Genomic DNA, 17740 nt, shown 5'->3' with positions numbered 1-17740 from the left:
CGACATGCGTGGCGCCGAGATTGCCGCCGCCGCTCTCGATCATCAGCTCGCCGTCGCTGTCGCCGGCGGCCGCCTGCGCCGCCCCCGGCTGCGGCTCCGCAACAGCATGCGCCGCCTCCTGCACCGCCCGCGGCACGCCCGTCTCCCACGCCTCCAGCGCCGCCGCCCGCCGCGGCTCCGCAGCAGCACGCACCCACGCCTCCGCCGCCTGCGGCTCACCCGACACCACCGCCGCCACCGGCAGCAACTCCTCAAGGCCATCCCGCGCCGGCGCCCACGGGGACACCGTCGCCTGCGCCCGGGCCGACGGTGCGACCGGGCGCGCCCGCTCCGGCCGCCACACCTGCACCGACAAGTACACCTTCACCGACCGCGACTCCTGCGCCGACCGCGACGCCGGCTCCGGGCAGTACGCCGCCGACTGGCCGTCCCGGTGCGCCGACCCCCGGCGGACGTGCGCCCTCGGCGGCGGGATCACCAACACCGGCTCCAGGCGCCACGCCCGCTCCAACGACGACACCGGCGCCAGGGGCCACCCCGACGCCGTCCGGCCGTCCGGGTCCCGCGCCGAGCGCAACGCCGGCACCGGGCGCAACGCCCGCGCCCGGCGCAACCCCTGCCCCGACAACGACGCCGGCCCCCGGTGGCGCCGTGACATCGCCCCCGGGACGCCAGGGTGGTGCACCCGCTGCTGGCGCGCCCGCTGCCGGAGCTCCGCCGACCCAGCCGCAGACAGCTGCCCCGCCCCGGCCGCCGGCGGAGGCGGCGCGGGCGGATGGGGCGGTGCAGCTGCGGGCGGCGGTGCGGTCGGACGCGCGGGCGCCGCAGGCGGCGGTGTAGCCGGGCGCGCGGGCGCTCCCTTCGGCGGCTCCTTCGGTTTTCCGTCAGGGCCGGTCTCTTGTGGCTGCGCCTGCGCGATCACGAGCGGCGGCGCGCCTTGCGCATGTGATGCGGAGCTTGCGAACTGCATCGCGGTCAGAGCCGTGGTGGCAAGCAGCACGAAACGAAGATTAGTCATGATGGTGAACTTCCCCGGAAGGTTCTTTGACGAAGTGTTGGGATGAACAGCTACGCGTTAGGCCGGATTGTGGCGGACGAAGCCGACGCGGCGCGATTTATTTCTGCACGCAAATCACCTCACTATAGTGACGTTCATTGCGCATTCAGACGCAGGTTGCAATTGCCTCCGATGTGATACCTCGCCTCATGCGCGATCCCGCGGCGGACTTGCATCCGTCGCAGGATTCGGCGTGAGCGGCCCGTTCGGCCCGCGCGATGGAATCTCTTCAGGCATGCGGCCCGGCAGTTCGTCGGGTGGCGTCGGCGCGCCGGGCTCGCGCACCGGCGGCGCGATTTCAGGCTGCGGATTGCCCGGCGGAATCCCCGGCGGCGGCTCGGTGGGCGTGCCCGGCGTCGACGGCGGAATCTCGGGCGGCTCGATCGGCATTACATCGAGACCTTGCGGTTGTCGCCGAGATCGGGCCGCGTGTTCGTCACCGCCGCGGCCGCCATCTTCACATAGGAGATCACCGTGCCGGGCGAATCCCAGAACTCGGCATCGTCAGGCGTGACCTTGAGCACGCGAATGTTGGGATTTTCCGCAGAGTCCCACCACGCCTTGGCCGGCGTCGCGAACAGCTCCTTGATCTTCGCACGGTCATTGGAGACCACGGCAGTGCCCGTCAGCGACACGTATTTTTGGCTGCCCGCATCCGCGAACGACAGGTTGATGGACGGATTGCGCGCGATCTCATCGTCCTTGTGACGCCGCGCGTCGGTGAGGAAATAGATCGTGTCCGCGTTGCGATCGAGATAGGCGCTCATCGGCCGCGCGCGGAGCTTGTCGCCATCGCGCGTCACCAGCATCGCGAATCCGATCGACTTCATCAGATCCCACACGCGATCCAAATCGCGATCGACGTCGCGAGCATTGTCGTTGGCCATGTCGTGCTCCTTCTTGCAAGGGACGACAACGGCGGGCGCGGAACGAGGTTCCGGCCGCAAGAAGGAACTTTATCTATTCCGGCGCGTGGCAAACCGCCTCGATGTTGTGTCCGTCGGGATCGAGCACGAAGGCGCCGTAATAGGTTGGATGATAATGCGCCCGGATCCCGGGCGGCCCGTTGTCGCGCCCGCCCGCCGCGATCGCCGCCTTGTAGAACGCATCCACCGTGGCGCGGTCTTTCGCCAGAATCGCGACATGCACCGGCTTGTTCAGCGCGCCCTCGCCGCCGATCCAGAAATCCGGCTTGCCGTCGGCGCCGAAGCCGGCGGCCGGATCGTGTCCGGTCTGCTCCTGCGTGACCTCCATGATCAGGCTGTAGCCGAGCGGCGCCAATGCCTTGGCGTAGAACGCCTTGGCGCGCTCATAGTCGGAGACCGGGAAGCCCATATGGTCGATCATCGCAACCTCCGTCGTTCGTCGTCAGCGCGACAGGAACGTATTGCTCCGCGTCTTGCGCGCAACCACAAAGCCGCGCGCGACCATGTCAGCGATACAATCGTCCCGCCATTCCTTTTGTGACAAATGCTCGATCACCACCGCGCGCGGCCATAGCGATTGCGGCGCGTCGCGGAAGAAGCCGATCAGCACGCGATCCTCGAAGCCCTCGACGTCAATCTTCAATGCGTCCACCTTGGTGATGCCGGCCTCGTCGAGAATGCGCGTCAACCGCAGCGAGGGTACTTTGATCGCCTCCGCGCTGGCCGTGCCGGTGACGACATGCGTGGCGCCGAGATTGCCGCCGCCGCTCTCGATCATCAGCTCGCCGTCGCTGTCGCCGGCGGCCGCCTGCACCAGGCGCACCTGCGTCGCTTTCGATGCGGCCTGGTTGAACGAGAGCCGTCCAAACGTCATCGGATGCGGCTCGATGGCGACCACTTTGCCTGATGGCCCGACCTGTCGCGCCATCACCAGCGCAAAGGTGCCGACATTGGCACCGACATCGACGAACACGCCGCCGTCCGGGGTGTGCTGGCGCAGGAAGTCGAGCTCGTCGAGATTGTAATCGGGATTGAACAGCGCGCCGCGCTCGGTCGCGCTGCCCTGGTGATAGAAGCGGAACGATGCGCCCTGGTATTGCACGTCGACGGGACCACTGCGCAGCAGGTTCACCAATCGCGAAAGCCACGGCCGGAACGCTCCGCGCTTCAGCCGCGACTGTGTCGCGAGGCGAATGATCGCGGCCTGCGCCGCATTCGGCGCAAACGCGCCGAACGGCGCGGACGAAGGGGCATTGTCGGTCGCCAAGTCAAAGTCCTCGTTGCAAGCGGCGCATGCATAGCCGGTTTTGCCGGGGACTCCAATCGTTCACGAGGGGTCGGTAGCCCGGATGGAGCGCAGCGCAATCCGGGTTTCGCCTCTCGATGGACTGTCCCGGATTGCGCTGCGCTCCATCCGGGCTACAGCTGCTAGCCTCACGCCGCCTTTTTCGGCGCCTTGCGCTGGCCCAGGAATCGCCCGAGCAGCTTGCGCTTGCCCTTGCGCGGGATCAGGTCGATATCGCTGACGAGTTTTGCACCGCCCTTGCGGCGCTCCAGCACGATCTTGCGGCTGTGAAAGGCCTCCAGCTCGACACGATGCGCGACGCTGACGATGGTGGCCTTCGGCAGCTCGTCGGTGACCATCTTCATCATCTTGTCCTGGCTCTTCTCGTCGAGCGCCGAGGTGGCCTCGTCGAGCACGACGATATCAGGGCTGTGCAGCAACAGCCGCGCAAAAGCGAGACGCTGCTTCTCGCCGCCAGACAGCGTCTGGTCCCACGGTGCTTCTTCCTCGATCTTGTCCTTGAGATGGTCGAGACCGACCTTGTGCAAGGCCTCGCCGATCTCCTCGACGGTCCAGTCATCTTCCGCGCCGGGATAGGCGACCGCGCGGCGCAAGGAGCCTGATGGCACGTAGGGTCGCTGCGGCAGCATGAACAGCCGCCGGTCGGGATGGAAATTGACGCTGCCGCCACCCCATGGCCAGAGCCCGGCGATGGCGCGTACCAGCGTGCTCTTGCCGGTGCCGGATTCGCCGGCCACCAGGAGCCGCTCGCCAGCCTCGATCACCACCTCGGTCTCGCCGACCACGGCGGTACCGTCATCAAGCGTGACGGAGAGGTCGTTCAGCTCCAGCATGGCGTCGTTGCTGGTCTCCCCACGCTTGATGCGACCGATTCCGTCGCCCTGCTCGGCGCGCTCGAGGCCGTCGAGCGACATCATCAGCGAGGCGATGCGGCGAGCGCAGGCATTCCAGTCGGCGAGCCGCGGATAATTGTCGACCAGCCAGCCGAACGCGCTCTGCACGATGGTGAAGGCGGAAGCCGCCTGCATCACCTGCCCCAACGTCATGCTGCCGTCGAGGAATTTTGGCGCGCAGAGCAGGAGAGGGACCACGGGAGCAACAAGACTCGATCCCTGCGACACCAGCGTGGTGCGCATGTGCTGGCCCGCCAGTCGCGCCCATTGCCGCAGTACATTCGTGAAGTTGCGGTCGATGCCGTCGCGCTCTTCCTCCTCGCCGCCGAGCAGCGCGATGCTCTCGCCATTCTCGCGCACGCGCGTCAGCGTGTAGCGGAAATCGGCCTCGGCCTGGTTCTTGTCCTCGGAGACCTGCACGAATTGGCGGCCGATCACCAGGATCGAGCCCGATGCGATTCCCGCATAAAGCATCGCGGCGATCACCAGGAAGCCGGGAATGGTCACCGACCATCCCGCGAGCGTGACGGTGAGCGCGCCGCCGATGGTCCAGAGCACGACGATGAAGGTCGCGGCCGACAGCAGCGCGGACGTCACGCCGGCGAGGAAATCCACCGGCGAATCGGTCGCGACGCGCAGATCCTCCGCGATCCGGTATTCCGGATTCTTGTGGTCGCCGCTGACGAGATTGAGCTGGTAATAGCGGCCGTTGCCGAGCCAGCGCGTCAGCACGCTGGCCGTCAGCCACGCCCGCCAGCGCCGCTGGATGCCCATGCGTGCGAACACTTGCGCCACGCCGAGCACGATGCTGCCGATCGCGAGCGGGAAGAACACCGCGGTGAGATGGAAGACGGTGGACGCCTCGCGTTTTTCGATCGCGTCGAAGATCGCCCGATTCCAGACGTTGATGCCGTATTGGAAGCCGACCGTCAGGACGATCAGCACGCCGAGGCCGATCGAAAACGGCCACGCCAGCCGGTCGCCGTTGCGGCCCCAGAAGCCGCGCGCGCTGATCCAGAAGCGGGTGAGGAGGTAGTCCTTGCGGGCCTGCTCGGCCTCTTCGGGCGATTGCTCCGGGTCGGGCTCGACCAGCTCGGGCGGCGGCGGAGCCTCTTCCTCGCCGGTCTCGCCGACGATTTCGACGATGGGCGGCTTCTTGCCCGATTCGCGCTTTCTGGCCGGCTTTTGCATGGCCGGATAACGCAAGCTAAATCAAAAGGTTCCACTCGGTTCCGAGTGTCGGATCATTCGGCGGCGCCGTCGCGCACCCGGCGTCGCGCGAGCCGGTGCAGCACGCGCGATAGCTGATCGATCGCATAGGGCTTCTGCACGAGCTCGAAATCGACCTTGCCGTCCTGGGACAGCGCCTCGCTGTAGCCGGTGGTCAGCACGACCGGCACGCCGATGCCGCGCTCGCGGACTGCCTGCGCGAGATCGAGCCCGGTCATGCCGGGCATCACGATGTCGGAGAAAACGACATCGAAGCGATCGGGCTCCATGACCAGCTCGGCGAGCGCATCAGTTGCATTGTCGATCAGCGTGATGCTGTAGCCGAGCTCGGTGAGGCCGTCGGCCGCGAAATTGGCGAGCTCGATATTGTCCTCGACCAGCAGCACCGACATGCCGCTACCGGCCACAGCCGGGGCCGTGTTCGGTGCCTGCCGCTGCGGCAGCAGGTGCGGCGCCACGCGCGGCAGATAGAGCGAGAAGGTGCTGCCGTGGCCCACTTCGCTGGTGACTGTCACCTCGCCGCCGGACTGCCGGGCGAAGCCGAACACCTGCGACAGGCCGAGACCGGTGCCGTGGCCGACCTGCTTGGTGGTGAAGAACGGCTCGAAGATGCGCTCGAGCCTCGCAGCCGGAATGCCGATGCCGGTGTCGCTGACGGCAATGCCGACGAAGCCATGTTTGTCAGCAAGCTCATGTTTGCCGGAAAGCTCAGGGTTGCCTGAAAGCTCAGGGTTGGCTGAGACGGGAGCCCGCGTGTCCGCAATCGTCGCCGCGGCCTCGACCTCGAAAACGATCCTGCCCTTGCCGTGCATGGCATCGCGCGCATTGGTCGCCATGTTGATCAACGCCGTCTCGAACTGGCTCGCATCGGCATTGACGAGACAGGGCTCGGCCGGCAGCCGCATCGCAATTTCGATCGCGGGTCCGAGCAGCGTCGCGAGCATGTCGTGCAGCGACTGCAGCCGCGCGCCGACGTCGAACACTTCCGGCTTCAAGGTCTGGCGCCGCGCAAAGGCGAGCAGCTGCGAGGTCAGCTTGGCCGCGCGCCCGACCGCGTCCGCGATGGCGGTGATGTAGCGCTGGCGCCGCTCCTCGCTCAGCTGCGGCCGGTTCAGCAGGTCGACAGAGGCGCGAATCACGGTCAGGAGGTTGTTGAAGTCGTGCGCGACGCCGCCGGTGAGCTGGCCGAGCGCCTCCAGGCGCTGGCTGTGCTTGAGCGCCTCCTCGGCTTCGCGCCGCGCGGCGGCCTCGGCCTGAAGATGCTGGGTGCGCCGGAACGCGAACGCCAGCAGCAGAAACAGCAGCGCGGTGGCGGGAATACCGAACACCAGATGCTGGCCCATGGTGGCGAACCAGCGCGCGCGGATTGCCGAGGTCTCCAGCCCCGCGCTGACATAGATCGGGTATTCGGCGATGCGTCGGTAGCCGATGCGCCGCTCGACCTCGTCCGATGGCCAGGCGATGGTGATGAGGCCATGCTCGGGGTGAGCTGCGATGCTGCGGCCAACCGGCCCGTTAGGATCGAGCCTGAGGTCGCGGTCCAGCCGCGGAAGATGCGCCAGCACCACACCGTCGGTGCGTGCCATGGCGAGGAAGCTGCCGGGATCGGAGCCGATCCTGGCATAAAAGCTCTCGAAATATTCCGGCAGGACGGAGGCCTGGATCACGCCGATGAAGCTGCCGTCGTCGGAGCTGCGGCGGCGGCTGACCCCGAAGAAGCGCGCGCCCTGATAGGGCTGGCGCGGCGTCAGGGGAACGCCGATGTAGCTGCCGATGCTCTGGTCGACATGGGCGGCAAAGTAATCACGGTCCGCAAAGCTCTGCGCCGGCGGCGGCGATGCCAGGCTGTTGACCAGCGACTTTCCGTCCGCATCGAAGATCCATGCCGATTTGAGCTGCGGCAGCGAATCGGTCAGTTGCTTCAGGCGGCGGTGCAGGGCCGGTTCGCGCGAGCGGATGATTTCGTCGGGCATGTCGCGCACCACCTCGTTGATCTCGGCGAGGCTGCGGTCGATGGTCTCGAACACCTTGAGCGCATGCTCGTGCGCGACATCGAGGGTGCGCTCGATTTCGCGGTCGGCAATATCTTTTGTCGAGGTGTAGGAGATCGAGGCGGCGATCGCGAACAGTGCAATCGGCAGCGCCAGGGACGCAGCCATCATCCACTGCAGCAATCTCAGCGAATTGCGTTGTGCGCCCTGCACGGTCGCTCCGGTCCCACGCCGGAGAGCTTACTTGAATTTCGCGCCGGGAAGGAAGCGGCTTGTAGCTGGAACCAGAGGTTGCAACTCGTCGGCTTGCCCGCGCAGGGGCGGAGGCGAAATCTACTGGAAGACGCGCCCGCCGTAGAATGCCCCGGCCGTTCCGGCCGGGGATCGCAGCATGAATGACGCCTAGATCTGGCGCTCGACCATCTTGAGCTTGAGCTCCGCGATGGCCTCCGCCGGGTTGAGGCCCTTCGGGCAGGCCTTGGCGCAGTTCATGATGGTGTGGCAGCGATAGAGGCGGAACGGGTCCTCGAGATTGTCGAGCCGCTCGCCGGTCGCTTCATCCCGCGAATCCGACACCCAGCGGTTGGCCTGGAGCAGCGCGGCGGGACCGAGATAGCGCTCGCTGTTCCACCAATAGCTCGGGCACGAGGTCGAGCAGCAGGCGCAGAGGATGCACTCGTAGAGGCCGTCGAGCTTCTCGCGGTCCTCGTGGCTCTGCTTCCATTCCTTCTGCGGCGTCGGCGAGGTCGTCTTCAGCCACGGCTCGACCGAAGCGTACTGCGCATAGAAATTCGTGAGGTCGGGGATGAGGTCCTTCACGACAGGCTGGTGCGGAAGCGGATTGATCTTCACCGCGCCGTCCTTCACGTCGTGCATCGAGCGGGTGCAGGCCAGCGTGTTCTGGCCGTCGATGTTCATCGCGCAGGAGCCGCAGACGCCTTCGCGGCACGAGCGGCGGAAGGTCAGCGACGGGTCGATGTTGTTCTTGATCCAGATCAGACCGTCCAGCACCATCGGCCCGCAATCATGGGTGTCGACGTAATAGGTGTCGACGCTCGGATTCTTGCCGTCGTCCGGATTCCAGCGATAGACGCGGAATTCACGGACCTCGGTCGCGCCCGCGGGCTTCGGCCACGTCTTGCCGCCGCTGATCTTGGAGTTCTTCGGAAGTGCGAATTCAACCATTTCGATAAAGCTTTCGCTGTTCGCTCAGTACATGCGCGCCGTTTAGTAAACGCGAGCCTTGGGCGGGATGTACTGGACGTCGTTGGTCATGGTGTAGTCGTGAACCGGGCGGTACTCGATCTTGACCTTGCCGGAATCTTCCAGCCAGGCCAGCGTGTGCTTCATCCAGTTCTTGTCGTCGCGCTCGGAGAAGTCCTCGCGGGCATGCGCGCCGCGGCTCTCGGTGCGGTTGGCGGCCGAGTTCATCGTCACCACCGCCTGCGCGATCAGATTGTCGAATTCGAGCGTCTCGATCAGGTCGGAATTCCACACCAGCGAGCGGTCGGACACGGCGATGTCGGTGATGCCGCTATGGACCTTCTCGATCAGGTTCTGGCCTTCGCTCAGGATGTCGCCGGTGCGGAACACCGCGCAATTGTTCTGCATCACGTGCTGCATGCCTTCGCGCAGCTTCGCGGTCGGCGTGCCGCCGGAGGCATAGCGATAATGATCGAGCCGGCCGAGCGCCAGGTCGGACGAATTCGCCGGCAGCTCCGGCTGGCTGGCGTTCGGCGTGAGCTTCTCGGCGAGGCGCAGCGCCGCGGCGCGGCCGAACACGACAAGGTCGATCAGCGAGTTGGAGCCGAGGCGGTTGGCGCCGTGCACGGAGACGCAGGCGGCTTCGCCGATCGCCATCAGGCCGGGGATGATGGCGTTGTCGTCGCCGTCCTTCTTGGTCAGCACTTCGCCGTGATAGTTCGTCGGGATACCGCCCATGTTGTAGTGCACGGTCGGCACGATCGGGATCGGTTCGCGCGTCACGTCGACATTGGCGAAGATCTTTGCGGATTCCGAGATGCCCGGCAGGCGTTCGGCCAGCACCGCGGGATCGAGATGATCGAGATGAAGGAAGATGTGGTCCTTCTTCTTGCCGACGCCGCGCCCCTCCCGGATCTCGATGGTCATTGCGCGCGAGACGACGTCACGCGAGGCCAGATCCTTGGCGGAGGGCGCATAGCGCTCCATGAAGCGCTCGCCCTCGGAGTTGACGAGATAGCCGCCTTCGCCACGCGCGCCTTCGGTGACGAGACAGCCCGAGCCGTAGATGCCGGTCGGGTGGAACTGCACGAACTCCATGTCCTGCATCGGCAGGCCGGCGCGCAGCACCATGCCGCCGCCATCGCCGGTGCAGGTGTGCGCCGAGGTGCAGGATGCATAGGCGCGGCCATAGCCGCCGGTCGCCAGAATCACGGACTGGGCGCGGAAGCGGTGCAGCGTGCCGTCGTCGAGCTTGAGCGCGATGACGCCGCGGCAGGTGCCCTGGTCGTCCATGATCAGGTCGATGGCAAAGAACTCGATGAAAAACTCGGCCGCGTGGCGCAGCGACTGGCCGTACATCGTGTGCAGCATGGCGTGGCCGGTGCGGTCGGCGGCGGCGCAGGTGCGCTGCGCCTGGCCCTTGCCGTAGTCCAGCGTCATGCCGCCGAACGGGCGCTGGTAGATCTTGCCGTCTTCGGTGCGCGAGAACGGCACGCCCCAATGCTCGAGCTCGTAGACCGCCTCGGGCGCGTTGCGCACCATGTATTCGATCGCGTCCTGGTCGCCCAGCCAGTCCGACCCCTTCACGGTGTCGTACATGTGCCAGCGCCAGTCGTCCTTGTGCATGTTGCCGAGGGACGCCGAGATGCCGCCCTGCGCCGCGACGGTGTGCGAGCGGGTCGGAAACACTTTGGTGATGCAGGCGGTGCGGAGGCCGGCTTCGCTGCAGCCGACCACGGCGCGCAAGCCCGCGCCGCCGGCGCCGACCACGACCACATCATAGGTGTGGTCTTCGATCGGATAGGCTTTGCCGTTGGTGGCGGGAGCGCCGTTGCCCTTGCCATTGGTCTCTGTGGCCATGGGTTAGACTCCGGAGGAAAGTTTCAGGATCGCGTAGGTCGAGGCGAGCGCCACGGCGAACGAGAAGAAGTTGTTGAGCATGATCGAGATGAGCTTCAGCTTCTCGTTATGGATGTAGTCCTCGATCACGACCTGCATGCCGATCTTCATGTGCCAGGCGCTGGCGAAGATGAAGAGCAGCAGGATCACCGCGATCGGCAGCGAGCCGAGGATCTGTGCGGCGCCGGCCTGGTTGCGGCCGAGCAGCATCATCACGATCACGATCACCGGGATCATCAGCAGCGTCATGGCGACGCCGGTGATGCGCTGGCGCCAGAAATCGGACGTGCCCGAATGCGCCGCGCCGAGATTGCGCACGCGGCCGAGCGGGGTGCGCATGGAGGAGCCCTTCGGAGCGCCGTGGGATTCGTCGAAACTCATCGGCCGCCTCCGATCGCGTAGGCGATGATCCAGACCAGGACCGTGAGCACGATGCCGCCGATCAACGCGCCCCAGGTCAACGCTTCGCGCTCATTGGCCTTGAAGCCGTAGCCCAGGTCCCAGACGAAATGCCGGATGCCGCTGAGCATGTGGTGCATCAGCGCCCAGGTGAATCCGAACACGATCAGCCGGCCGATGATGCTGCCGGTGAAGGCCTGGACGTGGCTATAGGCGGCCGGGCCGGAGGCCGTCGCAATCAGCCACCAGGCCAGCAGCAGCGTTCCGGCGTAGAGGGCAATCCCGGTGGCGCGATGGACGATGGAAAGTGCCATCGTCAGCGTCCAGCGGTAGACTTGCATGTGTGGCGAAAGCGGTCGTTCGATCCGTGCGGTCATGGGCTTCGATTGCTTTATTGCGGCCCAGCATGGGGCGCGCGGGGATCGCGAAAGGTCGGCTCTATTTACGGAGTCGATTTCACCTGCGCAATCACCAAATCGCCATAAATCGAACCTGGGTTCAGCTCTAGGCCCTTGATGTAACAAGGCCAATCGGGCGCTTGGTATACCAGGGCCATGGCGCACCGGCTAAAGACAGAACAAAAATTCATTCCTTGTCGGAGAGCTGCGGCGCATTGAAATTACTATTGGAACGGCTCTAAGCCGCCGCAGGCCAACCAGGGTTCGAACCAGTCATTCATGACGTTCGGACCGGCAGGGATGATCGGCGAGCAATTTTCAATTTCCGCAAAGCGCACCGATTTTTCGCGAGACGGGCGGATATGCGCAACCTGCATCCCACCCCAGACCGCCGATGCGGCGGTCGACCCGACAAATCAGATCGCCTAGAGCATTGCGGGCAGCTGTCCGAGCGATGCATCGGAGAAGTTGCGAGCCATCGCCGGGGCAGGTCAGGGGTGATTGCAGGACTTGATATCAAGGAGATCCTCGAGCTCACGCTGCTGCTGATCGCAACCGGCGCGCTCTCCGGATTTTTGGCCGGCGTGTTCGGCATCGGCGGCGGCGCGATTCTGGTGCCGGTGTTCTACGAGTGCTTCCGCATCGCCGGTGTGCCGCTGGAGGTGCGCATGCCGCTCTGCATCGGCACTTCGCTCGCCGTCATCATTCCGACCTCGATTCGTTCGTTCCAGGCGCATTACAAGCGCGGCGCCGTCGATCTTGCGATCCTTCGGGTCTGGTGGCTGCCGATCCTGATCGGCGTCATCGCCGGCAGCGTGGTCGCGCGCTACGCGCCGGAGCGGCTGTTCAAGATCGTGTTCGTCGCCGTCGCCTGGTCGGCCGCGGTACGGCTGATCTTCGCGCGCGAGAGCTGGAAACTCGGCGATGATCTGCCGAAAGGCATCTTGATGCGAATCTACGGCTTCTGCGTCGGCATTTTGTCGACCTTGATGGGCATCGGCGGCGGATTGTTCTCGAACCTGCTGATGACGTTCTACGGCCGCCCGATCCATCAGGCGGTGGCGACCTCGTCGGCGCTCGCAGTGCTGATCTCGATCCCCGGCGCGCTCGGCTACATCTATGCTGGCTGGCCTGCGGCGGCCAGCTACCCGGCCGTTGCAGCCCTGCAAATCCCGTTCGCGCTTGGCTACGTCTCCCTGATCGGCGCCGTGCTGGTGATGCCGATGAGCCTTGTAACAGCACCGCTCGGTGTGAAGGCGGCGCATGCGATGTCGAAGCGGACGCTGGAGGTCGCGTTCGGGTGCTATCTGTTTATTGTCGGCAGCCGGTTTGTGATGAGCTTGATAGGCGGGCAGTAGCCGCCGCAAAATCCGTCATTGCGAGCGTAGCGAAGCAATCCAGAATCTTTCCGCAGCGGTAGTCTGGATTGCTTCGTCGCAAGGGCTCCTCGCAATGACGACGAGAGTGCAGCGAACAACAGCCCCTATTTCTTCGCGTAAAGATCCTTGTAAATATCCCGCAGCACGTTTTTCTGCACCTTGCCCATGGTGTTGCGCGGCAGCTCGTCGACCACGAAGACCCGTTTGGGCATCTTGAACTTCGCCAGCCGGCCGTCGAGCGCCTTCAGCACCGCAGCCTCTGTCACATCGGCGCCCTTGTTGCAGACCAGCACCGCCGTGACGCCCTCGCCGAAATCGGCGTGGGGCACGCCGATCACGGCAGATTCGATCACGCCGGGCATGGCGTCGATCTCGCTCTCGATTTCCTTCGGATAGACATTGAACCCGCCGGAGATGACGAGATCCTTGCCGCGGCCGAGAATGTGGACGTAACCCTTGGCGTCGATCTTGCCGAGGTCGCCGGTGATGAAGAAGCCGTCGTCGCGGAATTCCGCCTTGGTCTTCTCCGGCATGCGCCAATAGCCCTTGAACACGTTCGGGCCCTTGACCTCGATCATGCCGATCTCGTCGCGCGGCAGCTCCTTGCCCGTCTCAGGATCTGTGACGCGTACGGAGACGCCGGGGAGCGGAAAGCCGACTGCGCCGGGCACGCGCTCGCCGTCATAGGGGTTCGAGGTGTTCATGTTGGTCTCGGTCATGCCGTAGCGCTCGAGCACCGCATGGCCCGTGCGCGCCGACCATTCGCGATGGGTTTCGGCGAGCAGCGGCGCCGAGCCCGAGATGAACAGCCGCATGTGTTGTGTGGTTTCGCGCGATAGCACGGCGTTCTGGAGCAGCCGGGTATAGAACGTCGGCACGCCCATCAGCACCGTGGCGCGCGCCATCAGCTTGATGATCAGATCAGGGTCGAGCTTCGGCAGGAAGATCATCGACGCGCGCGCGAACAGCGTCACGTTGGTCGCCACGAACAGGCCGTGGGTGTGGTAGATCGGCAGCGCGTGGATCAGCACGTCCTTGTCGGTGAAGCGCCAGAAGCTGACCAGCGAGAGCGAGTTCGACGCCAGATTGTCGTGGGTCAACATCGCGCCCTTGGAGCGGCCGGTGGTGCCGGACGTGTAGAGGATCGCGGCGAGATCGTCGTTTGAGCGCGGGACCGTGGCGAATTCGCTGCTCGCCTTGTCGGCGGCGTCCGTCAGCGAGCCCTTGCCGTCAGCCCCGAGTGTCTCGACTTTCGCCTTCACCTTGGCGGCGATGGGGGCGAGGCCCTCCGCCTTGGCGGGATCGCAGACCACCAGCGAGGGCTCGGCATCGCCGATGAAGTAATCGAGCTCATTCAGCGTATAGGCGGTGTTGAGCGGCAGGTAGACCGCGCCGGCCCGCACCGTGGCCAGATACAGCACGATGTTGGCCACGGATTTCTCGACCTGAACCGCAACGCGGTCGCCGGGCTTCACGCCGCGCGCGACCAGCACATTGGCCATTTGCCCGGCCCGGGCGATCAGATCGCCATAGCTGATGCGTCCTCCGTCGTGCGTCTCGATCGCGAGGCGCTTCGGATCGTCGAGGCCATCGAACAGGCGGGAAAACAGATTGGCGTTGGCTGCTTGGTTCATGCAAGATTTCCTCGACCGCAAGGCTTGACCACAAGGCTCGTCAGACAAGGCCGGTCAAAACCGAGGGCTGGATTAGCAAAAACCGCCCCGATGAAGCAACGGAGACAGTTTGCATGACCAAAAACGGGAAACGCGTGGCCTGGGTGACAGGCGGGGGCAGTGGGATCGGGGAGGCCGGCGCCGAGGCGCTGGCGGCTGACGGCTGGACGGTGGTGGTCTCGGGCCGGCGCAAGGACGCCCTGGATACCGTAGTCGCGAAGATCACCGGGGCGGGCGGCGCCGCCGAGGCCATCGCGCTGGACGTGTCGGTCGCCGCCGCCGCCCAGAAGGCTGCCGATCAAATCGTCGCGAAGCACGGCCGCATCGACCTGCTGGTCAACAATGCCGGCATCAATGTCCCCAAGCGCAGCTGGAAGGACATGGAACTGGAGGGCTGGGATAAGCTGGTCCAGGTCAATCTCAACGGCGTGCTCTATTGCATGCGCGCGGTGCTACCGACGATGCGCAAGCAACAGGACGGCTCCATCATCAACGTCTCGTCCTGGGCCGGCCGCCACGTCTCGAAAATGCCGGGCCCGGCCTACACCACGACCAAGCATGCGGTGCTGGCGCTGACCCATTCCTTCAACATGGACGAATGCGTCAACGGCTTGCGCGCCTGTTGCCTGATGCCGGGCGAGGTGGCGACGCCGATCCTGAAGCTGCGCCCGGTGGTGCCGAGCGAGGAGGAGCAGGCCAGGATGCTGCAATCGGAAGATCTCGGCCGCACCATCGCCTTCATCGCGAGCATGCCGGCGCGAGTGTGCATCAATGAACTGCTGATCAGCCCGACGCATAATCGCGGATTCATTCAGACGCCGCACAACAGGGATTGAGCGGCAGGTAGATCGTCGAGGCTCGTCATTGCGAGCGAAGCGAAGCAATCCAGCGGTGCATCCGCGGTGGCAGCCTGGATTGCTTCGTCGCTTCGCTCCTCGCAATGACGCCCCCCACGAACACACCCGCACTTAGTTTCACGCATCACAAAGAAGTTTTGTTCGAAACCGTTTCGCAAACCCTCCCGTAATTCGAGCCAACGACGTCGCTGCTGCTTCACGCTCACAGGTCGCAGCCGCCGTTGTTGCCCACTCGAACGCCGGCAATCGCCGGTCCTCATCCAATCGGGAGACTCTCCATGTCGAAGCGCATTGCCTATCTCACCGCCGCAGCTCTCAGCGCGCTGGCCATCACCGCGACCGTCGTCGCGCCCGCCCGCGCCGAGGAAAAGACCGTCATGGTCGGCGGCGCCGCGATGTTTCCGTCCAAGAACATCGTCCAGAACGCCGTCAACTCGAAGGACCACACCACGCTGGTGGCGGCGGTGAAGGCGGCCGGCCTGGTGCCGACGCTGGAAGGCAAGGGCCCGTTCACGGTGTTCGCGCCGACCAACGCCGCCTTCGGCAAGCTGCCGGCCGGTACCGTCGACACTCTGGTCAAGCCCGAGAACAAGGCGACGCTGACCAAGATCCTCACCTACCATGTTGTGCCCGGCAAGCTCGAGGCGTCCGACCTCACCGACGGCAAGAAGATGAAGACCGCCGAAGGCGAGGAGCTGACGGTGAAGAAGATGGACGGCAAGGTCTGGATCGTCGACGCCAAAGGCGGCACCTCGATGGTGACGATCTCCAACGTCAACCAGTCCAACGGCGTGATCCATGTGGTCGATACCGTGCTGATGCCGGCGACCTGACACCGCGCGGTCTGGCTTCATCTCCGAACCGGATGCGACGAAATGGCGAGCCGGGGGTCCCCGGCTCGCTTTATTGTGACCATGATAGCCCGCTGGTATCGATTCGATGCCGGGCAGGGCGTAACGAAAGCGGACGCATCGGCGTATAATTGCTGTCAGACGATGTTCAGGACGGAACCATCATGTCGAGCCTCACTGTCACCGACGAGCAGGTCAGCGCCACCCCGGCCAAAGTGATCCAGCCGGCCTGGGTCCGGGTCATGCACTGGATCAACGCCCTCGCCATGATCCTGATGATCCTGTCGGGTTGGCAGATCTACAACGCCTCGCCGCTGTTCGGTTTCAGCTTTCCGCGCGACTACACGCTCGGCGGCTGGCTCGGCGGCGGATTGCTCTGGCACTTTGCGGCGATGTGGCTCTTGATGATCAACGGCCTTGCCTATCTCGTCACGGGCTTCGCCACCGGCCGTTTCCGCAAGAAACTGCTGCCGATCACGCCGTCCGGCGTGCTCCACGATGTCAGGGCTGCCCTGACCTTCAAGCTCGGCCATGCCGACCTCACCGTCTACAATTACGTGCAGCGGACGCTCTATGCCGGTATCATCCTGGTCGGCGTGATCATCGTGCTGTCGGGGCTGGGAATGTGGAAGCCGGTGCAGCTGCACTGGCTGGTGTCCCTGTTCGGCGACTATCCGACCGCGCGCTACATCCATTTCTTCTGCATGGCCGCGATCTGCGCGTTCCTCGTCATTCACGTTTTACTCGCGCTGCTGGTGCCGAAGAGCCTGCGTGCGATGATCATCGGTCGCTAGAGCGGAGAGAGAGTCATGGCCAAGCGCTCATTCCTGATCCCCGGCGTCGACAAGCGGCTGCTGATCAAGGACTCCATCAAGACGATGCCAGAGGTCAGCCGCCGCCGCTTCATCGCGGGCGGCGCCAGCCTCGGCGCGTTGACGCTGCTCACCGGCTGCGACGTGATCGACTCGTCCTCCGCTGAGGAGATGCTGAAGTCGGTTTCGAAATTCAACGATGCCGTGCAGGCCTTCATCTTCAATCCCGACGCGCTGGCGCCGACGTTTGCGGAGAGCGCGATCACAAAACCTTTCCCGTTCAACGCCTATTACGATCTCGACGACGCGCCCGAGGTCAATGGCGACGACTGGAAGCTCGAGGTCCGCGGCCTCGTGGACAACAAGAAATCCTGGACGCTTCCGGAATTGTACAAGCTGCCGCAGGTCACGCAGATCACCCGTCACATCTGCGTCGAGGGCTGGAGCGCGATCGGCAGCTGGACCGGCACGCCGATGCGCGACTTCCTCAAGCTGATCGGCGCCGACACGCGCGCCAAATACGTCTGGTTCCAGTGCGCCGACAAGGACGGCTACAATTCCCCGCTCGACATGCGCACCGCGCTGCATCCGCAGACCCAGATGACGTTCAAATACGCAGGCGAAATCCTGCCGCGCGCGTATGGGTTTCCAATGAAGATCCGCGTGCCGACCAAGCTTGGCTTCAAGAACCCGAAATACGTGGTGTCGATGGAAGTCACCAACGACTACAAGGGCGGCTATTGGGAAGACCAGGGATATAATTCGTTTAGTGGGAGCTAGGCGCGCCGCTGCCGTAGGGTGGGTTAGCCGAAGGCGTAACCCACCACTTCTGTCGTCGCGGAAGCCAAAGAGGTGGGTTACGCCGA

At 64.9% G+C, this 17740-nt stretch carries 17 protein-coding genes and 1 pseudogene; 5 read left to right on the top strand and 13 right to left on the bottom strand.

Going from position 1 to position 17740, the window contains the following annotated elements:
- From AC0L3A_RS37610 to sdhC, 12 genes and pseudogenes are all read right to left on the bottom strand, one after another.
- Positions 1–193 (bottom strand): annotated as a pseudogene (locus AC0L3A_RS37610) (hypothetical protein); the annotation flags it as partial.
- A 58-nt stretch (positions 194–251) separates the two neighbouring features.
- On the bottom strand, positions 252–500 hold the full coding sequence (locus tag AC0L3A_RS37605) for a hypothetical protein (RefSeq protein ID WP_473256285.1): 249 nt from the start codon (positions 498–500) through the stop codon (positions 252–254).
- A 704-nt stretch (positions 501–1204) separates the two neighbouring features.
- On the bottom strand, positions 1205–1447 hold the full coding sequence (locus AC0L3A_RS37600) for a hypothetical protein (protein WP_007598768.1): 243 nt from the start codon (positions 1445–1447) through the stop codon (positions 1205–1207).
- Positions 1447–1944, bottom strand: coding sequence for a pyridoxamine 5'-phosphate oxidase family protein (locus tag AC0L3A_RS37595; protein WP_473256284.1), 498 nt, complete (start codon positions 1942–1944; stop codon positions 1447–1449). Before AC0L3A_RS37595 ends, AC0L3A_RS37600 begins: the two co-directional genes overlap by 1 nt.
- A gap of 73 nt (positions 1945–2017) precedes the next feature.
- On the bottom strand, positions 2018–2404 hold the full coding sequence (locus tag AC0L3A_RS37590) for a VOC family protein (RefSeq protein WP_007598770.1): 387 nt from the start codon (positions 2402–2404) through the stop codon (positions 2018–2020).
- 21 nt (positions 2405–2425) lie between these two features.
- Positions 2426–3250: an FkbM family methyltransferase gene (locus AC0L3A_RS37585; RefSeq protein ID WP_007598771.1), complete on the bottom strand. Its 825-nt coding sequence runs from the start codon at positions 3248–3250 to the stop codon at positions 2426–2428.
- Positions 3251–3417: 167 nt separating this feature from the next.
- Positions 3418–5373 (bottom strand): ABC transporter ATP-binding protein/permease, encoded by a 1956-nt coding sequence (locus tag AC0L3A_RS37580; RefSeq protein WP_007598772.1) that lies wholly within the window; start codon positions 5371–5373, stop codon positions 3418–3420.
- 53 nt (positions 5374–5426) lie between these two features.
- On the bottom strand, positions 5427–7616 hold the full coding sequence (locus tag AC0L3A_RS37575; protein ID WP_007598773.1) for a hybrid sensor histidine kinase/response regulator: 2190 nt from the start codon (positions 7614–7616) through the stop codon (positions 5427–5429).
- 189 nt (positions 7617–7805) lie between these two features.
- Positions 7806–8588, bottom strand: a complete 783-nt coding sequence (locus AC0L3A_RS37570; RefSeq protein WP_007598774.1) for a succinate dehydrogenase iron-sulfur subunit — start codon at positions 8586–8588, stop codon at positions 7806–7808.
- 42 nt (positions 8589–8630) lie between these two features.
- Positions 8631–10466 carry a succinate dehydrogenase flavoprotein subunit gene (sdhA, locus tag AC0L3A_RS37565; protein WP_007598775.1) on the bottom strand — a complete coding sequence of 612 codons (1836 nt, stop codon included), beginning with the start codon at positions 10464–10466 and terminating at the stop codon, positions 8631–8633.
- A gap of 3 nt (positions 10467–10469) precedes the next feature.
- On the bottom strand, positions 10470–10886 hold the full coding sequence (gene sdhD / locus AC0L3A_RS37560; RefSeq protein ID WP_007598776.1) for a succinate dehydrogenase, hydrophobic membrane anchor protein: 417 nt from the start codon (positions 10884–10886) through the stop codon (positions 10470–10472).
- Positions 10883–11281, bottom strand: a complete 399-nt coding sequence (gene sdhC, locus AC0L3A_RS37555) for a succinate dehydrogenase, cytochrome b556 subunit (protein WP_007598778.1) — start codon at positions 11279–11281, stop codon at positions 10883–10885. The genes sdhD and sdhC overlap by 4 nt, the downstream gene beginning before the upstream one ends.
- Positions 11282–11799: 518 nt before the next feature.
- Between sdhC and AC0L3A_RS37550 the strand changes: the two genes are divergently transcribed.
- Positions 11800–12660, top strand: a complete 861-nt coding sequence (locus tag AC0L3A_RS37550; protein ID WP_035993891.1) for a sulfite exporter TauE/SafE family protein — start codon at positions 11800–11802, stop codon at positions 12658–12660.
- Positions 12661–12785: 125 nt separating this feature from the next.
- Here the strand turns inward: AC0L3A_RS37550 and AC0L3A_RS37545 are convergent, their stop codons facing one another.
- Complete coding sequence (locus AC0L3A_RS37545; protein ID WP_007598782.1) at positions 12786–14315, bottom strand: malonate--CoA ligase; 1530 nt, start codon at positions 14313–14315, stop codon at positions 12786–12788.
- A gap of 113 nt (positions 14316–14428) precedes the next feature.
- Between AC0L3A_RS37545 and AC0L3A_RS37540 the strand changes: the two genes are divergently transcribed.
- The 4 genes from AC0L3A_RS37540 (at position 14429) to AC0L3A_RS37525 (ending at position 17654) form a co-directional block, all read left to right on the top strand.
- Complete coding sequence (locus tag AC0L3A_RS37540; RefSeq protein WP_007598784.1) at positions 14429–15190, top strand: SDR family oxidoreductase; 762 nt, start codon at positions 14429–14431, stop codon at positions 15188–15190.
- Between the two features lie 299 nt (positions 15191–15489).
- Positions 15490–16044 carry a fasciclin domain-containing protein gene (locus tag AC0L3A_RS37535; protein ID WP_007598785.1) on the top strand — a complete coding sequence of 185 codons (555 nt, stop codon included), beginning with the start codon at positions 15490–15492 and terminating at the stop codon, positions 16042–16044.
- A gap of 182 nt (positions 16045–16226) precedes the next feature.
- Positions 16227–16856, top strand: a complete 630-nt coding sequence (locus tag AC0L3A_RS37530) for a cytochrome b/b6 domain-containing protein (RefSeq protein WP_007598786.1) — start codon at positions 16227–16229, stop codon at positions 16854–16856.
- Between the two features lie 15 nt (positions 16857–16871).
- Positions 16872–17654: a molybdopterin-dependent oxidoreductase gene (locus AC0L3A_RS37525; protein WP_007598788.1), complete on the top strand. Its 783-nt coding sequence runs from the start codon at positions 16872–16874 to the stop codon at positions 17652–17654.
- Positions 17655–17740: the final 86 nt, after the last annotated feature.

The sequence above is a fragment of the Bradyrhizobium sp. MI1.3 genome (assembly GCF_055811695.1).
This window is presented reverse-complemented; position numbering and strand designations above follow the sequence as displayed.